The 12,664-nt window shown below is 44.8% G+C and carries 15 protein-coding genes; 6 read left to right on the top strand and 9 right to left on the bottom strand.

Going from position 1 to position 12,664, the window contains the following annotated elements; all coding sequences use genetic code 11:
• Positions 1–60 precede the first annotated feature (60 nt).
• Positions 61–561, bottom strand: coding sequence for a 16S rRNA (guanine(966)-N(2))-methyltransferase RsmD (gene rsmD / locus K4039_RS01230; RefSeq protein WP_265233420.1), 501 nt, complete (start codon positions 559–561; stop codon positions 61–63).
• On the opposite strand from rsmD, the gene K4039_RS01225 reads away from it, so the two are divergent.
• The gene (locus K4039_RS01225; protein ID WP_265233428.1) at positions 473–697 is read left to right on the top strand and encodes a hypothetical protein; all 225 of its coding nucleotides are present in this window, start codon (positions 473–475) and stop codon (positions 695–697) included. The genes rsmD and K4039_RS01225 overlap by 89 nt on opposite strands.
• 176 nt (positions 698–873) lie before the next feature.
• Here K4039_RS01225 and hisH read toward each other — a convergent pair whose 3' ends face one another.
• Positions 874–1,509: an imidazole glycerol phosphate synthase subunit HisH gene (gene hisH / locus K4039_RS01220; protein WP_265233297.1), complete on the bottom strand. Its 636-nt coding sequence runs from the start codon at positions 1,507–1,509 to the stop codon at positions 874–876.
• A gap of 205 nt (positions 1,510–1,714) precedes the next feature.
• Here hisH and K4039_RS01215 point away from each other — a divergent pair, with 205 nt between their 5' ends.
• On the top strand, positions 1,715–2,221 hold the full coding sequence (locus tag K4039_RS01215; RefSeq protein WP_265233296.1) for a peptidase C15: 507 nt from the start codon (positions 1,715–1,717) through the stop codon (positions 2,219–2,221).
• 63 nt (positions 2,222–2,284) lie between these two features.
• Here the strand turns inward: K4039_RS01215 and K4039_RS01210 are convergent, their stop codons facing one another.
• The 4 genes from K4039_RS01210 to lgt form a co-directional block, all read right to left on the bottom strand.
• A complete protein-coding gene (locus K4039_RS01210) occupies positions 2,285–2,767 on the bottom strand; it encodes a flavin reductase family protein (RefSeq protein ID WP_265233295.1) in 483 nt (160 codons plus the stop codon).
• Between the two features lie 207 nt (positions 2,768–2,974).
• The gene (locus tag K4039_RS01205) at positions 2,975–3,811 is read right to left on the bottom strand and encodes a dienelactone hydrolase family protein (RefSeq protein ID WP_265233294.1); all 837 of its coding nucleotides are present in this window, start codon (positions 3,809–3,811) and stop codon (positions 2,975–2,977) included.
• Positions 3,812–3,859: 48 nt separating this feature from the next.
• Positions 3,860–4,690 (bottom strand): precorrin-4 C(11)-methyltransferase, encoded by an 831-nt coding sequence (cobM, locus tag K4039_RS01200; protein ID WP_265233293.1) that lies wholly within the window; start codon positions 4,688–4,690, stop codon positions 3,860–3,862.
• A 120-nt stretch (positions 4,691–4,810) separates the two neighbouring features.
• Entirely contained in the window at positions 4,811–5,704 is an 894-nt protein-coding gene (gene lgt, locus K4039_RS01195; RefSeq protein ID WP_265233292.1) for a prolipoprotein diacylglyceryl transferase, read from the bottom strand.
• A gap of 407 nt (positions 5,705–6,111) precedes the next feature.
• Between lgt and rlmN the strand changes: the two genes are divergently transcribed.
• On the top strand, positions 6,112–7,227 hold the full coding sequence (gene rlmN / locus K4039_RS01190) for a 23S rRNA (adenine(2503)-C(2))-methyltransferase RlmN (protein ID WP_265233291.1): 1,116 nt from the start codon (positions 6,112–6,114) through the stop codon (positions 7,225–7,227).
• 165 nt (positions 7,228–7,392) lie between these two features.
• Positions 7,393–8,079, top strand: a complete 687-nt coding sequence (locus tag K4039_RS01185) for an HAD family hydrolase (RefSeq protein ID WP_265233290.1) — start codon at positions 7,393–7,395, stop codon at positions 8,077–8,079.
• A gap of 211 nt (positions 8,080–8,290) precedes the next feature.
• On the opposite strand, the gene K4039_RS01180 is transcribed toward K4039_RS01185, so the two are convergent.
• From K4039_RS01180 to K4039_RS01170, 3 genes are all read right to left on the bottom strand, one after another.
• Entirely contained in the window at positions 8,291–9,400 is a 1,110-nt protein-coding gene (locus tag K4039_RS01180) for a bifunctional 2-polyprenyl-6-hydroxyphenol methylase/3-demethylubiquinol 3-O-methyltransferase UbiG (protein WP_265233289.1), read from the bottom strand.
• On the bottom strand, positions 9,393–10,064 hold the full coding sequence (gene purN, locus K4039_RS01175) for a phosphoribosylglycinamide formyltransferase (RefSeq protein WP_265233288.1): 672 nt from the start codon (positions 10,062–10,064) through the stop codon (positions 9,393–9,395). Before purN ends, K4039_RS01180 begins: the two co-directional genes overlap by 8 nt.
• Positions 10,065–10,206: 142 nt before the next feature.
• A complete protein-coding gene (locus K4039_RS01170) occupies positions 10,207–10,791 on the bottom strand; it encodes a GNAT family N-acetyltransferase (protein ID WP_265233287.1) in 585 nt (194 codons plus the stop codon).
• Between the two features lie 59 nt (positions 10,792–10,850).
• Between K4039_RS01170 and K4039_RS01165 the strand changes: the two genes are divergently transcribed.
• Positions 10,851–11,741 (top strand): carbohydrate ABC transporter permease, encoded by an 891-nt coding sequence (locus tag K4039_RS01165; RefSeq protein ID WP_265233286.1) that lies wholly within the window; start codon positions 10,851–10,853, stop codon positions 11,739–11,741.
• A 340-nt stretch (positions 11,742–12,081) separates the two neighbouring features.
• A complete protein-coding gene (locus tag K4039_RS01160) occupies positions 12,082–12,447 on the top strand; it encodes a hypothetical protein (RefSeq protein ID WP_265233285.1) in 366 nt (121 codons plus the stop codon).
• Positions 12,448–12,664 lie beyond the last annotated feature (217 nt).

The raw sequence follows: 12,664 nt of genomic DNA, 5'->3' as shown, positions 1-12,664 counted from the left end.
AAACGAAGTCCGCCTCCGCGGACTGAAGATAAGACGTACGGTTTCAACCGCCCCGTCTTCTTATCGGAACCGTATTGGGCTATAGAAGGTTAATGCTGTATTGCCGTACACTTTCTGGCGGCAAATTTCTAGGCCAGGTATCGGTTGTGTCGATCGCTCCGGGCTGTGTTCGATCGCGATTTCGCCGTGTGGTGCTAACATTTCTTGGCTGGCGATCGCATTTAACACAGGTTCGTACAAGTCGCTGGCGTAGGGCGGATCGAAGTAAATGCGATCGAACTGCTGTCCCGCTAGTGCCGTCAATTTTGCGATCGCGTCTCCCCGCAATATTTGGACTTCTTGAGAAGAATCTGCTATTTTTTCCCAGTTTTCGCGGATAATTGCACAAGCTTTCGCCGACTGTTCGATACCAGTAACACTCGCTGCTTGGCGACACAAAGCCTCTGCACCCATCGAACCACTGCCGGTACAAATGTCAAGCCATCTACAATCTGCGATCGTCCCCTGCCAAATATTAAATAAAGCCTCTCTGACTCGCGCCAGTGTCGGGCGAGTTGCCAGTCCCGGCAGAGTTTTGATTTGGCGGTTGCCGCAAATTCTCAGACTCATAAGTAGAAGGAAGAAGGAAGAAGGAAGAAGGAAGAAGGAAGAAGGAAGAAGGAAGAAGGAAGACGGAAGAAGACATCAAGCTTTTTAGCGATCCGTATTTTACGTTGAATTAGGTAGATTTACTATTTCAAAATTTAGAATTATGGATGAATTACTGGATATGGGTTTGGAGCAGATTTACAGTTGCATTTTTTTTCGATCATGGTATCCTTGAAAACTCTAAAAACCCGGTTCATACCACAAACCGGGTTTTGCACAAATCGCCTAAGCAGCTACCTTTGCCCTCACCAGACTGACAAAATTTGACAGCATTTGCAATCCCGTAGTCGAAGACTTTTCCGGGTGAAATTGCACAGCCATCAGATTGCCTTTAGCGATAGCCGCCGTCACATTTTGACTACCGTGAGTCACCATTGCCGATCGCACTTCCAAATCAACCGGATCAACATAATAAGAATGCACGAAATAAACCCAAGGTTCAGAGGGTAAACCTTCCCATAGTGGCAGATTCGGCTGAGCAAATTCCAATTGATTCCATCCCATGTGTGGAATTGTCAACCCCGGTTCCGAGCGAAACCTGCGTACTTTTCCCGCAATCACGCCCAATCCCGGTTCTACGCCTTCTTCGGAACTTTCAAACAGAATTTGCAAACCCAAACAAATGCCTAAAAAAGGTTTCCCAGAGGCGATCGCACTTTTTATCGGTTCTATCAAATTGCGCGATCGTAAATTCTGCATTGCCGGGTCAAACGAACCCACTCCCGGCAAAACCACCGCATCCGCCTGCTCGATTATAGCCGGAGAATCCGTAATTTTTGGCACTGCACCCACATTTTCCAAGCCTTTACAGACCGAGTGCAGATTGCCCATGTCATAGTCTACTACTGCGATGACAGACATTGACTTACTTGCCTTATATGATCGATAGCGGTATTATTGCACAAAACGTCATCAGTAATTAGTAATTAGTCATTAGTCATTAGTCATTAGTCATTAGTCATTAGTGCTGTCCCCGCTCGCGTAGTCGAAGGGTCGAATGGTTATTTGTTACTTCCAATGCCCAATGCCCAATGCCCAATGCCCAATTCCCAATTCCCAATCATTTATGACAACCAAATTTTTATTAACATCATTTAATACTTGGCTTCCCCATCAGAAATCAAACTCTTCTGACGACTTATTAGCCAAGATTTCTCAAATTCAATCTTTGGCTGATTCCCTGACTTTTTTGAGGAAACTGCCCGTAGATTTTCAGTCAGCGCCCAATTTGGCGATCGCCCAAATCAACCAAATCCAACCCGACACCATTATCTGCTGCGGCATGGCAGAAAGCAGACAAAAATTAACCATAGAATCCTGCGCTTGCTGCGATACAGATATGCTGAAAACAGCAGTCAATCTCGAATCATTAATCGCTGATTTAGCAACCACAGAAATCAGTCACGAAGCCGGAAAATTTGTATGCGAAGCCCTATATTATGCGGTTTTAAAACACCTTGCAGATTCTCAACTTAGCACCAAATGTATTTTCGTACACGTACCAATTTTGACAGAAGAAAATGCCGACAAAATTATCGCCGATTTTTTATTAATTTTAACTCGCCTTTCTTAACAACTGACAACTGACAACTGACAACTGACAACTGCCAACTGCCAGTTACCAACTGCCAAGTCTTTAACCGCCGTAATTCCAACCAGTGGTTTCTAACTGCAACGGAGATCCCTCGCGGTGAACCCCTGCACCGATAACTTCTCCCACATAAACCGTGTGATCCCCGTGTTCCACAGCACCGACAACATTGCACTCGATGTAACCCAGAGAGTCCGAAATAATCGGACAGCCAGTTTCCGCCCCAGCATAAAATTCTACATCCTCAAATTTATTGCCAACGCGGCGCTGCGGCTTAAAGAATTTCTGGGCTAACTCTTTTTGTCCCTCTTCCAGAAAACTCAAAGCAAAGACACCGCTGGCTTTGATCATGGCGTGGGATTTGGAGTCTTGCTTGACGCAATTGACGACTAAGGGAGGGGTAAAGGAAGATTGCATCACCCAGCTAGCGGTGAAACCGTTGACTTCCTCCCCGTCTTTGACACCGCAGATGTACAATCCGTGAGGGATTTTGCGGAGGATGGTCTTTTTAGCTTGTTCGTCTAACACGGGCTTACCTGTCGATCGATAATTCTACACAGCCCAGTTTACCAATGTCCGGCTCACAAACCCAACTGTCTTAAGAGCGATCGGCAATATTACCTTTTTCTCTTCTTTCTCTAACTTCGCGCTTTTCGCGTCTTCGCGGTTCGTTAACTAAACATTTTTAAGCGAGAAGCTAGTAAATTTTAACTCACAACTCAACATTTAAAACTCTCAAACAACTCCGTGCTTCTTAAACCAATCTTGCATCCGTTTCCAAGCATCCTCAGCTTCTTTTTCCCGGTAACTGGGGCGATAGTCAGCGTTAAAACCGTGCGGCGTATCTGCATAAAGCACAATTTCGTAACCGCTGCTGCCTGTTTTGAGAACTTGCCGCATTTTCTCGACGGTATCGTTGGGAATTGACTCGTCTTTGTCGCCGTAAAGCCCCAATACAGGCACTTTCAAAGTTGCTGCAATGTCTATCGGATGTTTGGGAGTCAAAGCCGTAGAAGAGCCAACCAAACGCCCGTACCAAGCCACGCCAGCTTTGACTTTTGGGTTGTGGGCGGCATACATCCAAACAATTCGCCCTCCCCAGCAAAATCCGGTAATTCCCAACTTATCAATATTGCCCTTTCCTGACTTTTGCGCCCACTCTACGGTAGCATCTAAATCGGACATAACTTGAGCGTCGGGAACTTTGGAGACAACTGTACTAATAATTTCTTGAATGTCGGTGATTTTAGAAACATCACCTTGACGGGCAAACATTTCTGGGGCGATCGCTAAATAGCCCAATTTAGCAAAACGGCGGCAAATATCTTGAAGGTGGGCGTGAACTCCGAAGATTTCTTGAATTACTAAAATTACTGGAAAATTGCTCCCAGTAGCGGGCATGGCTCTGTAGGCTGGAATGAACTCGTCTTTCACCGGGATTTTCACTTCACCTGCAACTAAATTAGTTGTATCTGTGGTAATAGTTGCCGCAGCAATCGGATGAACTGCTAAGGCAAATCCGGCGGTTAATGCGGTGATAGTCATAAATTCTCTGCGAGTTAAATCTTTCATGGGTAATGGGTAATTGGTAATTAGTAATTGGTAATTGGTAATCGGGAATTAATCTTCCTTCTTCCCTCTTCCTTCTTCCTTCTTCCTTCTTCCTTCTTCCTTCGATCGGAAAAGCCGATCGTGCTCTGGATGGTACAAGCGCGATCGCCCTTGGGCCTCTTTACCCAAAGCCGGACTAATCACATACATCGTCGTTCTGATCAAATTATGTTCGCGAGTAGCGATCGCCATTTTGTCAAGAGGAACTAGGACAATTTTTTCATCCGGCCAGCCCAAACGATAACAAATCGCCACTGGTAAATCCGATGGGTAATGTTCCATCAACTGAGCTTGAGCTCGATCGACATGGCGCGCGCTCAAATACAGACACAAACTCGCTTGATGAGCCGCCAAACTATCTAATTCTTCACGTTCCGGCACTTCCGTGCGGCCGCTAATTCTGGTCAAAATAATTGTCTGCACAACTCCCGGAACTGTCAACTCAATTTTAAGTTTAGCTGCCGCAAGTTGGAAAGCACTAATTCCCGGAATTACCTCAAAAGCAATTCCCGCTTCAGCCAAAGCCTGCATTTGTTCACCGACTGCGCCGTAGAGACAGGGATCGCCGGAATGGAGGCGAACGACGCTTTTGCCGGCGCGCACTCGCTCCACCATCAAAGGTACAATCTCTTCGAGAGTCTTATCCGCTGTTTGGATCACTTCAGCATCCGCGCGCACTCCCTCCAAAATTTGCTCAGGGACTAGAGAATCGGCAAATAATATGACATCGGCCGCAGCCAGTAGTTTTTGAGCCTTAACAGTCAACAAATCCGGGTCTCCGGGGCCTGCACCTACAATGTATACCCCTGGAATTAGGGATGGAATCTCTGTCAAACTCATGGCTGCTAAAAAAGTTTGCTAAATTTACCGGCGCTTCCGGATGCACCTATTTTGGCTGGAAGTAAGGGATGGTAGATGCACCCTGGTTTGAACCCTAGAGACTAACCTCTCTGGGGTTTTTTATTGATCCTCTGGGGATTTGTGAGTGGAATTTGCCCGATCGCCCGTGGCTGATATCACATCTGGCAAAGGTCGATCGAGCAAATAAAGCCAAGCCAACCCACCCAATCCTAAAACAATCCCAGTCAAGCTTACCATTTGCGCCGTCCGCAGCGGCCCAAACATCAAACTATCAGTTCGCAACCCTTCAATCCAGACTCGACCGGAACTGTAAGCTGCGATGTAAACCAAAAACAAAGCACCAGTTTTTAAGCGAATTTTGCCCTGCAAATCGCGGAAAAATAAAGTTATAAGCAACCCAAATACTGTCAAATTCCACAAAGATTCGTAGAGAAATGTGGGGTGGAAGTATTCAAAATTAGCGTAGCCGATCGGGCGGCTGTTTGGCGGAATATAGAGTTTCCAAGGCAAATCCGTAGGACTGCCAAAAGCTTCGGAGTTAAAGAAATTTCCCCAGCGTCCAATCGCCTGACCAAGAATTGCCGAAGGCGCTACTAAATCTGCTAATTGCCAAAAAGAAACTCGCTGGATTTTCGCAAAAATTAAAGCTGCAATCGTGCCGCCCAAAATCGCCCCGTGAATGGCAATTCCGCCTTTCCAAATCGCCAGAATATCTTCAGGCCTCTGGGCGTATTGCTGCCACTCAAAAGCCACATAGTAAATTCGAGCGCAGGGAATAGCACCCAAAACCAACCAAATTGCTAAATCGCCCAACAATTCTGGGTTAACGCGGCGCTTTTCGGCCAAATATTGAGACAGACTGACTCCAATCAAGACGGCAGAAGCTATCAACAGCCCGTACCAACGGATAGCTACGGGGCCGAGTTGAAAGATAATCGGGCCTGGGGATGTAAATTGAAACCCTAGGGGTAGGGCGAGAATATTTAGCGCCATAGAAATTGCATTAATTGTGTTGGAAAGCTGTCAAATTTGCACACCCTTTAACAAACTACAGAGTTTATTTTAGGTGGCTGCGGTCATTTAGATGCAATATTTCGGGAATTTTGCCAAAATTTAACTTGGTTGCGGACAGATCGGACGTACGGTTGAAACCGCGTCTACACAAATGAGGACGTACGGTTGAAACCGCGTCTACACGAACGAAGTCCGAGCTCAGAGGGACTGAAGAAAGTAACGCAATTTTAACCGCCCGGTCTTCAACCCCTCTGAGATCGGGTTTTGTCTGTATAGACGCGGTTTCAACCGCCCGGTCTTCTGCATAAGTACCTTGAGGAGGATTCTCGGCAGTTTTGGTCGAGAAGTTTTAGTATATAGAGTGACAGTAAATTTTCTGATGACCTATGCCTTCTACTTCCGTTTCTCAGGTGTACTCTTCTGGTAATTCCAGGGATGCGAATCAGTCTCGCAAGACTGCTGCTTTGGCTGTTGAGTCTGGTAAAATTCCGCCTTTGCTGGGCGCGAGTTTGGCTGAGTTAACGGAGTGGGTACAGCAGCAGGGACAACCGGCTTATCGCGGAAAGCAGTTGTACCAATGGATTTATGAGAAAGGGGCGCGATCGCTCTCCGATATTTCTGTATTCTCGAAACAGTGGCGCGAGACTGTTGCTAAAATCCCGATCGGGCGATCGACTATTCATTTGCGATCGGTCGCACCGGATGCCACAGTAAAGTATCTCCTAAAATTAGCAGACGGTCAAATCATTGAAACCGTCGGCATTCCCACCGACAAACGGCTGACAGTATGCGTTTCGGCGCAAGTTGGCTGCGCGATGGGCTGCGATTTTTGCGCTACGGGTAAAGGCGGTTTCAAGCGCAATTTAGAAGTAAACGAAATTGTCGATCAAGTCCTGACAGTACAGCAAGATTTCGGCCGCCGAGTCAGCCACATCGTATTTATGGGTATGGGCGAACCGCTGCTGAATTTCGATAACGTCGTAGCTGCTGTCAAGTGTTTGAATCAAGACGTAGGAATTGGACAGCGAAACATCACCATTTCCACAGTCGGAATCCGCAATCGCATCACGCAACTAGCCGAACATCAACTGCAAGTTACCCTCGCCGTCAGCCTCCACGCTTCCAATCAAAGACTGCGCGAAGAGTTGATTCCTAGCGCCCACCCTTATCCTTTGGGTGAGTTAATGGCAGAATGCCGCGAGTATGTGCGATCGACTGGACGCAGATTAAGCTTTGAATACGTGCTGTTAGCTAATGTAAATGACTTACCGGAACACGCAGCCGAGTTAGCAAGTCAGTTGCGCGGTTTTCAGTGTCACGTCAATCTAATTCCTTACAATCCGATTCAGGAAGCTGAATATCAGCGACCAACTCCCAATCGAATCAACAATTTTGTTACGGTTTTGAAGGAGAAGAAAATTGCAGTTAGTGTGCGGTATTCTCGCGGCTTAGAAGCCGATGCAGCCTGCGGACAATTGCGGGCTTCTGAGATTGAGAATTAGATTTTTCACCTCGAAAAATTCTCGTAGGGTGCGTCAGAGTGCGTGATTTTATTAAAAATCGACAAGCTACGATCTGACGCACCCTACTACGAGCTATATCGATCGGGAACAGTTGGTGTTGGACTTTGTATAATTTGGGATGAACAATTAGGGTAGAAGAAATAATTGACTATAATAAAATACGTCATTTTTGATCTAGATGATACACTTTGTGATTATCAGAAAGCTAAAAAAAACGCAATAAGTCTTGTTAATCGAGTTATTGAATTATCTGGGATAGATGTTAATCAATTCTGGAATAGTTATAGCTTGATAGAACCTACGTTGTTCCGACAATTTATTAATGGAGTTATTTCAAGGGACGAGTATAGGTTGCGTCGCTATGCTGATGTTATACAAGGCGCTCACCAAAATCCTTTAGCGTTTTCTTCAGCACTGAATTCTATTTACATGAAAGAGGCTAATCACGCAATAACATTATTTGATGATGTGATTCCCTTACTAAAAACTTTAGAAGAAAAAGAAATTAATACTGCTATTCTTACAAATGGACCTTCGGACGGGCAAAGGGATAAAATCAAGGCTTTAAAGCTAGCTCAATATATTAAGAAAATCTATATTAGTGAAGAAATTGGCCTTTGCAAACCTAGCTGTAAAGTTTTTGAATTTGTTATGAATGATTTAAATATAGAACCATCACAAGTTTTAATGGTTGGTGACTCAATGGAAGATGATATTGAGGGAGCTGAGCAGTTGGGAATTAAAACAGTTTTAGTCGATAGAAAAGGCAAGTATTTTGACTATCAGGGCACAAAAAATTTTGATTTATCAAGTTTGAAAGAGATGCTTTAGTGCCAAAAGCATATTTAAAGAAAAACCAAAAATAAAACTAGGTAGATTAGGAAAAATTGCCGTAGGGTGCGGAGCGAGTGCGTGATTTTATCAAAAATCGACAAGCTACAATCTGACGCACCTTACTAGCTAAAATTTGTCGGATGATGCGGAGCGAGTGCGTTATTTTATCAATCATCAAGCAGCTACAATCTGACACAGGCACTACTCTCTACAACCGTTTAACCAGTATCCACCGCAACTCCAACGGCGGCGTTTCTTGCACTGGAAATAAATCGCGCCCGCTGGCCCAACTCACAAACCAAGGAGTCGGCGGCCACGCAGAATCAGCCAAATGTTTTTGTTCGTATTCAATCACCGATTCATCAGAAATAATTTCTAACGGTAAACCCTCGATTGCTGCTTGCAATTCTTGTCTGGTAATTAAATAAGACCAACACAATTCAGACATTTGTTTTGCCATCTCATCGGGTTCGTACCCATCGACGGCTAAGAAAGTGCTGAATAGTATAAAGCCGCCACTTAACACAGCATCGGACATTTTGCCGAGGAATAAGCGGACTTGTTCGGGATAGCGGAAGTGGGAGAGAACTTCGGTAGCAATCGCTAATTTATACCGATAGGTTTGCATCCTCAATAATGGATCTAAAACGTCGCCTTGGGTGACATTTATCGGCAAATTTTCGGCGGTGGCTGCGGATGATAGTTTTTCGGCAAATATGGGCGTTAGCTCGATCGCATCCACGGAATGTCCTAACCTTGCTAAAGGCAGACTATTGCGCCCTGGGCCCGCACCGACATCTAAAATAGCTGCTTTACCCGGTTGGCCTAATTCGGCGGCAATAGCGATGACTTTGGCATCAGGATGGCTACCAAATAAAGGTTCGGGACGAATATCCGGCCAGCTATGATATTTCTGGGCCATTGATTCGACTTCAATCTTGGTATTGAGAGTAATGCCGCCTGCTAAACCGGTTTGGGAATTGGCGGGAAAGTATGAGACTATGAGATTAGCGTGGGGGGAATTTTTGAATCCTTCTACTAAGGCGTTGGCGATTAATGTTCGCAAGTTTTCGGATTGAGCAGCGTCGAGGTTTTGTCCGAGGATATTTAGGAAGTCTGAGAGTAATTTAAAATAGTCGTCTAACATTGATGGCAAGCAAGGCAGATAAAATTCTCCCTTGATGCCGATGTTCTTTTTCAGCCTTTCTTTGAGTATTAATTTCAGGCGATTAGAATCAGTCAGCGGCGGGCCACTTTCGGGTGAGTCGCTGACGGGCAATTCGGGGACAGATGCAGCACTGGCAAGGTTTTTAGTCACAATGTTTTTGATGGGATTCGGCAATAAGTGCGATCGCGCCTAACATAATTTTATGCTCTTGCACCTGAATTCTCGCGTGCAGCGTTTCAGCCGTATCATCAGGCAATATCGGCACAGCAGCCTGCATTAAAATCGGCCCGCTGTCTACTTCCAAATGAGCGATGTGCACCGTACATCCGGTGATTTTCACCTTGGCGGCGAGTGCTTGTTCGACGGCGCGAATTCCTGGGAAACTCGGCAGCAAACTGGGGTGAATGTTAATAACTTTGTCTGGAAAAGCATCGAGCAAAACTTTGGTGACGATACGCATCCAACCTGCCATCACTACCCATTCTACATCATGAGATTGGAAAGTTTTAACAATTTTTGTATCCAATTCTTCGCGGCTTTTGCAATCGCGGTGATTGAGCATAATCGAGGGAATGCCGTATTTTTTGGCTCTGGCCGCGGCTTTCGCTTCGGGATTGTTGTAAATTAATACTGGGATTTGAACATTAAGTTGTCCCTTTTGGATGGCTTCGGCAATTACCTCGAAGTTGCTGCCGCTACCTGAAGCTAAAATTCCTAATTTTAAGGGCGGATGAGCCGGAGAGGTAGAAGGAAAGCTAATCTCAGGAGAAATCAGGCTAGGGAAGGAATTAGCAGATGCTTGATTAAGTGTCATAAGTAGAAGGAAGAAGGAAGAAGGAAGAAGGAAGAAGGAAGAAGGAAGAAGGAAGAAGGAAGAAGACAGACATAGAAAGCTTTTTAGCGATCCGTATTTTACCTTGAATTAGGTGGATCAACTTAAATACTATCAAAAATAATCAATTAGATTCTACAACAACATTATTAAAAAACTCTTCCCTGAGAATCGAATAAATTTTGAGATCCCAATATCTGCCCTTAACAAATAGCTGCTGTCGCAAAATCCCTTCCAATTGCATCCCCACCTTTTCCATCACCCTCGCCGAAGCAATATTGTTAACTTCACATCTACCCACAATTCGATTTAACAACATTTCCCGAAACCCGAATTCAATAATTGCATTGACAGCCTCGCTCATGTATCCTTCGCCCCAATATCTCCCAGAAAGTGCGTAGCCAATTTCCCCGCGGCTGTGCGTCATGCTCCATTCCACAAATCCGCAAGTACCGATCAATTTCTTCTCAGCTTTGTGGACAATTCCCCAATCTACAAGCTCTCGTTTTTTGTACATTTTTGTCAGAGACTTGAGAAAGTATTTAGTGTCTTCGATGGAGACATGAGTTGACCACATTGTGTATTCTGATACTTCGGGATTTGAGGCATACTCAAACATATCACTGGCATCGTTTAAGGTAATTTTTCGGAGCAGGAGCCTTTCAGTTTCTATAGTGGGTAAATTCGCCAATATATCGAGAAGATTCATTGTGAGATTGACCTATATTGTGATACCATTTAAAACTAAAAGCTAAAATTTATAAGCCAATGGTTCCGATGAAATCTGGGCGTTTTAACTGGTTGGACAATGAATCGATCGCAGCTTGGACATTTCTAGCCCCAGCTTTACTGTTTTTGGGTACTTTTTTGATTTTGCCGATCGCCTATTTATTCTACCTCAGCTTTACCAGCGGCAGCTTTACCCAGTCGGGAGTACGTTTGATTGGTTTGAACAACTACTCGCGCCTAGTCACTAACCCGGATTTTTGGCAAATTCTCCAAAACACGATCTATTTTACTACCGCCACAGTCATTCCCAGTTTAGTCATTCCGTTGGGTTTGGCAGTTTTGCTAAATCGCTCGTTTGCTTGGCGCGGAGCTCTCCGCACCGCTTATTTTATCCCTTCGATTACCTCTTTAGTTGCCGTTGGCTTGGGTTGGCGGTGGTTGTTTCAAACCGATGGGCCGGTGAATGATATGCTAAGGGCGATCGGCTTAAATCCAATTCCTTGGCTGAGTAGCACAGTTTGGGCAATGCCAGTCATAATCTTGCTCAGTGTTTGGAAACAATTAGGCTTTAATATGGTAGTATTTTTAGCAGGATTGCAAGCAATTCCGGTAAATCGTTACGAAGCAGCCGAATTGGATGGAGCTAATGCTTGGCAACAATTTTGGTACATCACTTTACCCGGTTTGCGGCCGACTTTAGTATTCGCTACGGTGACTACAGCTATTTTTACCCTGCGGAGTTTCGAGCAAGTTTACGTCATCACCGGCGGCGGCCCTTTGAACTCTACTAATTTGCTAGTTTATTATATTTACGAGCAAGCTTTTTCGCAATTTGATTTTGGCTATGCAGCCGCAGCCGCAACTTTTCTGATGGCTATAGCTTTGATATTAGTTTATGTTCAGCTAAAAGTTTGGGGCGAAGATTCTTAATTAGGTAGGGACACAGCTATTGGTGTCAAGTTAAGACTAAAATCCATCACAAATCTCGCTTTGATCTGAGTGTAGATCCCCCTAAATCCCCCGTTGTTAAGGGGGAATTTGAAGCTCTTGTCCCCCCGTTGTTAAGGGGGACTTTGAAGCTCTTGTCCCCCCCTTTTCAAGGGGGGTTAGGGGGGATCGAGAGGCTCATGTTAAGCGACAAAATATTGGTAACTTTTGATATTAATGCAAATAATACGTTCCTAGTTGGCATAAAACATACTTCTGATAGAGAGCAAAAATATCAGCGATTTGTTATTGTACAAATGGTATAATTTAAATCATTCAAGCTATGCCAAAAATTATTCGCCATCGCGCCACAAAAATCTGTCTTCTGTGTCTTGCTTGCTTGTTAGCAATTACTATTTCGCCAATTTTTACGCCAGCTCAATCGACCAGTCAATTAGACTTTCGGATTACTCAATTAGAAGGTCAAATTGCTGAACTCCGGGGACAAATCTACAGTTTGCAGTCTCAAGGTTCTGGAGTGAACCGGCCTCAGTCTCCAAACCGCCCTGGTTCGGGCAGGACAAATTCTAGAATGCTTTCGGGAGACCCGATGTTTGACAATTTAGCAACTTTGGCAATTGAAACTAAGCAGGATGTGCTCAAAATTAAAGAGCGGTTGTCTAAGTTAGAATCGTCGAGAAATCGCTAGTTATTAGTCAGAAGGAAGAGGGAAGAAGGAAGAGGGAAGAAGGAAGAGGGAAGAAGGAAGAGGGAAGAAGGAAGAATTATGAGGAAGAATTATGAGGAAGAATTATGAGGAAGAATGACGAGGGAAATAGTCAGAAGAAAAAGCGAAGAAGTAAAAAGGAAAAAGTCTCCCCCTCTCCCACTCTCCCCCTCTCCCACTCTCCCCCTCTCCCACTCTC

The organism is Lyngbya sp. CCAP 1446/10, assembly GCF_026130175.1.
GTDB lineage: Bacteria > Cyanobacteriota > Cyanobacteriia > Cyanobacteriales > Microcoleaceae > Microcoleus.
Note: the sequence above shows the minus strand (reverse complement) of the source record. Positions and strands in the feature narration are given on the sequence as shown.

Coding starts and splice junctions, on each gene's coding strand:
- K4039_RS01165 (WP_265233286.1), top strand. CDS start 10,851: ATGGTTCCGATGAAATCTGGGCGTTTTAACTGGTTGGACAATGAATCG.
- rlmN (WP_265233291.1), top strand. CDS start 6,112: ATGCCTTCTACTTCCGTTTCTCAGGTGTACTCTTCTGGTAATTCCAGG.
- K4039_RS01215 (WP_265233296.1), top strand. CDS start 1,715: ATGACAACCAAATTTTTATTAACATCATTTAATACTTGGCTTCCCCAT.
- K4039_RS01205 (WP_265233294.1), bottom strand. CDS start 3,811: ATGAAAGATTTAACTCGCAGAGAATTTATGACTATCACCGCATTAACC.
- lgt (WP_265233292.1), bottom strand. CDS start 5,704: ATGGCGCTAAATATTCTCGCCCTACCCCTAGGGTTTCAATTTACATCC.
- K4039_RS01170 (WP_265233287.1), bottom strand. CDS start 10,791: ATGAATCTTCTCGATATATTGGCGAATTTACCCACTATAGAAACTGAA.
- purN (WP_265233288.1), bottom strand. CDS start 10,064: ATGACACTTAATCAAGCATCTGCTAATTCCTTCCCTAGCCTGATTTCT.
- K4039_RS01225 (WP_265233428.1), top strand. CDS start 473: ATGTCAAGCCATCTACAATCTGCGATCGTCCCCTGCCAAATATTAAAT.
- K4039_RS01160 (WP_265233285.1), top strand. CDS start 12,082: ATGCCAAAAATTATTCGCCATCGCGCCACAAAAATCTGTCTTCTGTGT.
- hisH (WP_265233297.1), bottom strand. CDS start 1,509: ATGTCTGTCATCGCAGTAGTAGACTATGACATGGGCAATCTGCACTCG.
- cobM (WP_265233293.1), bottom strand. CDS start 4,690: ATGAGTTTGACAGAGATTCCATCCCTAATTCCAGGGGTATACATTGTA.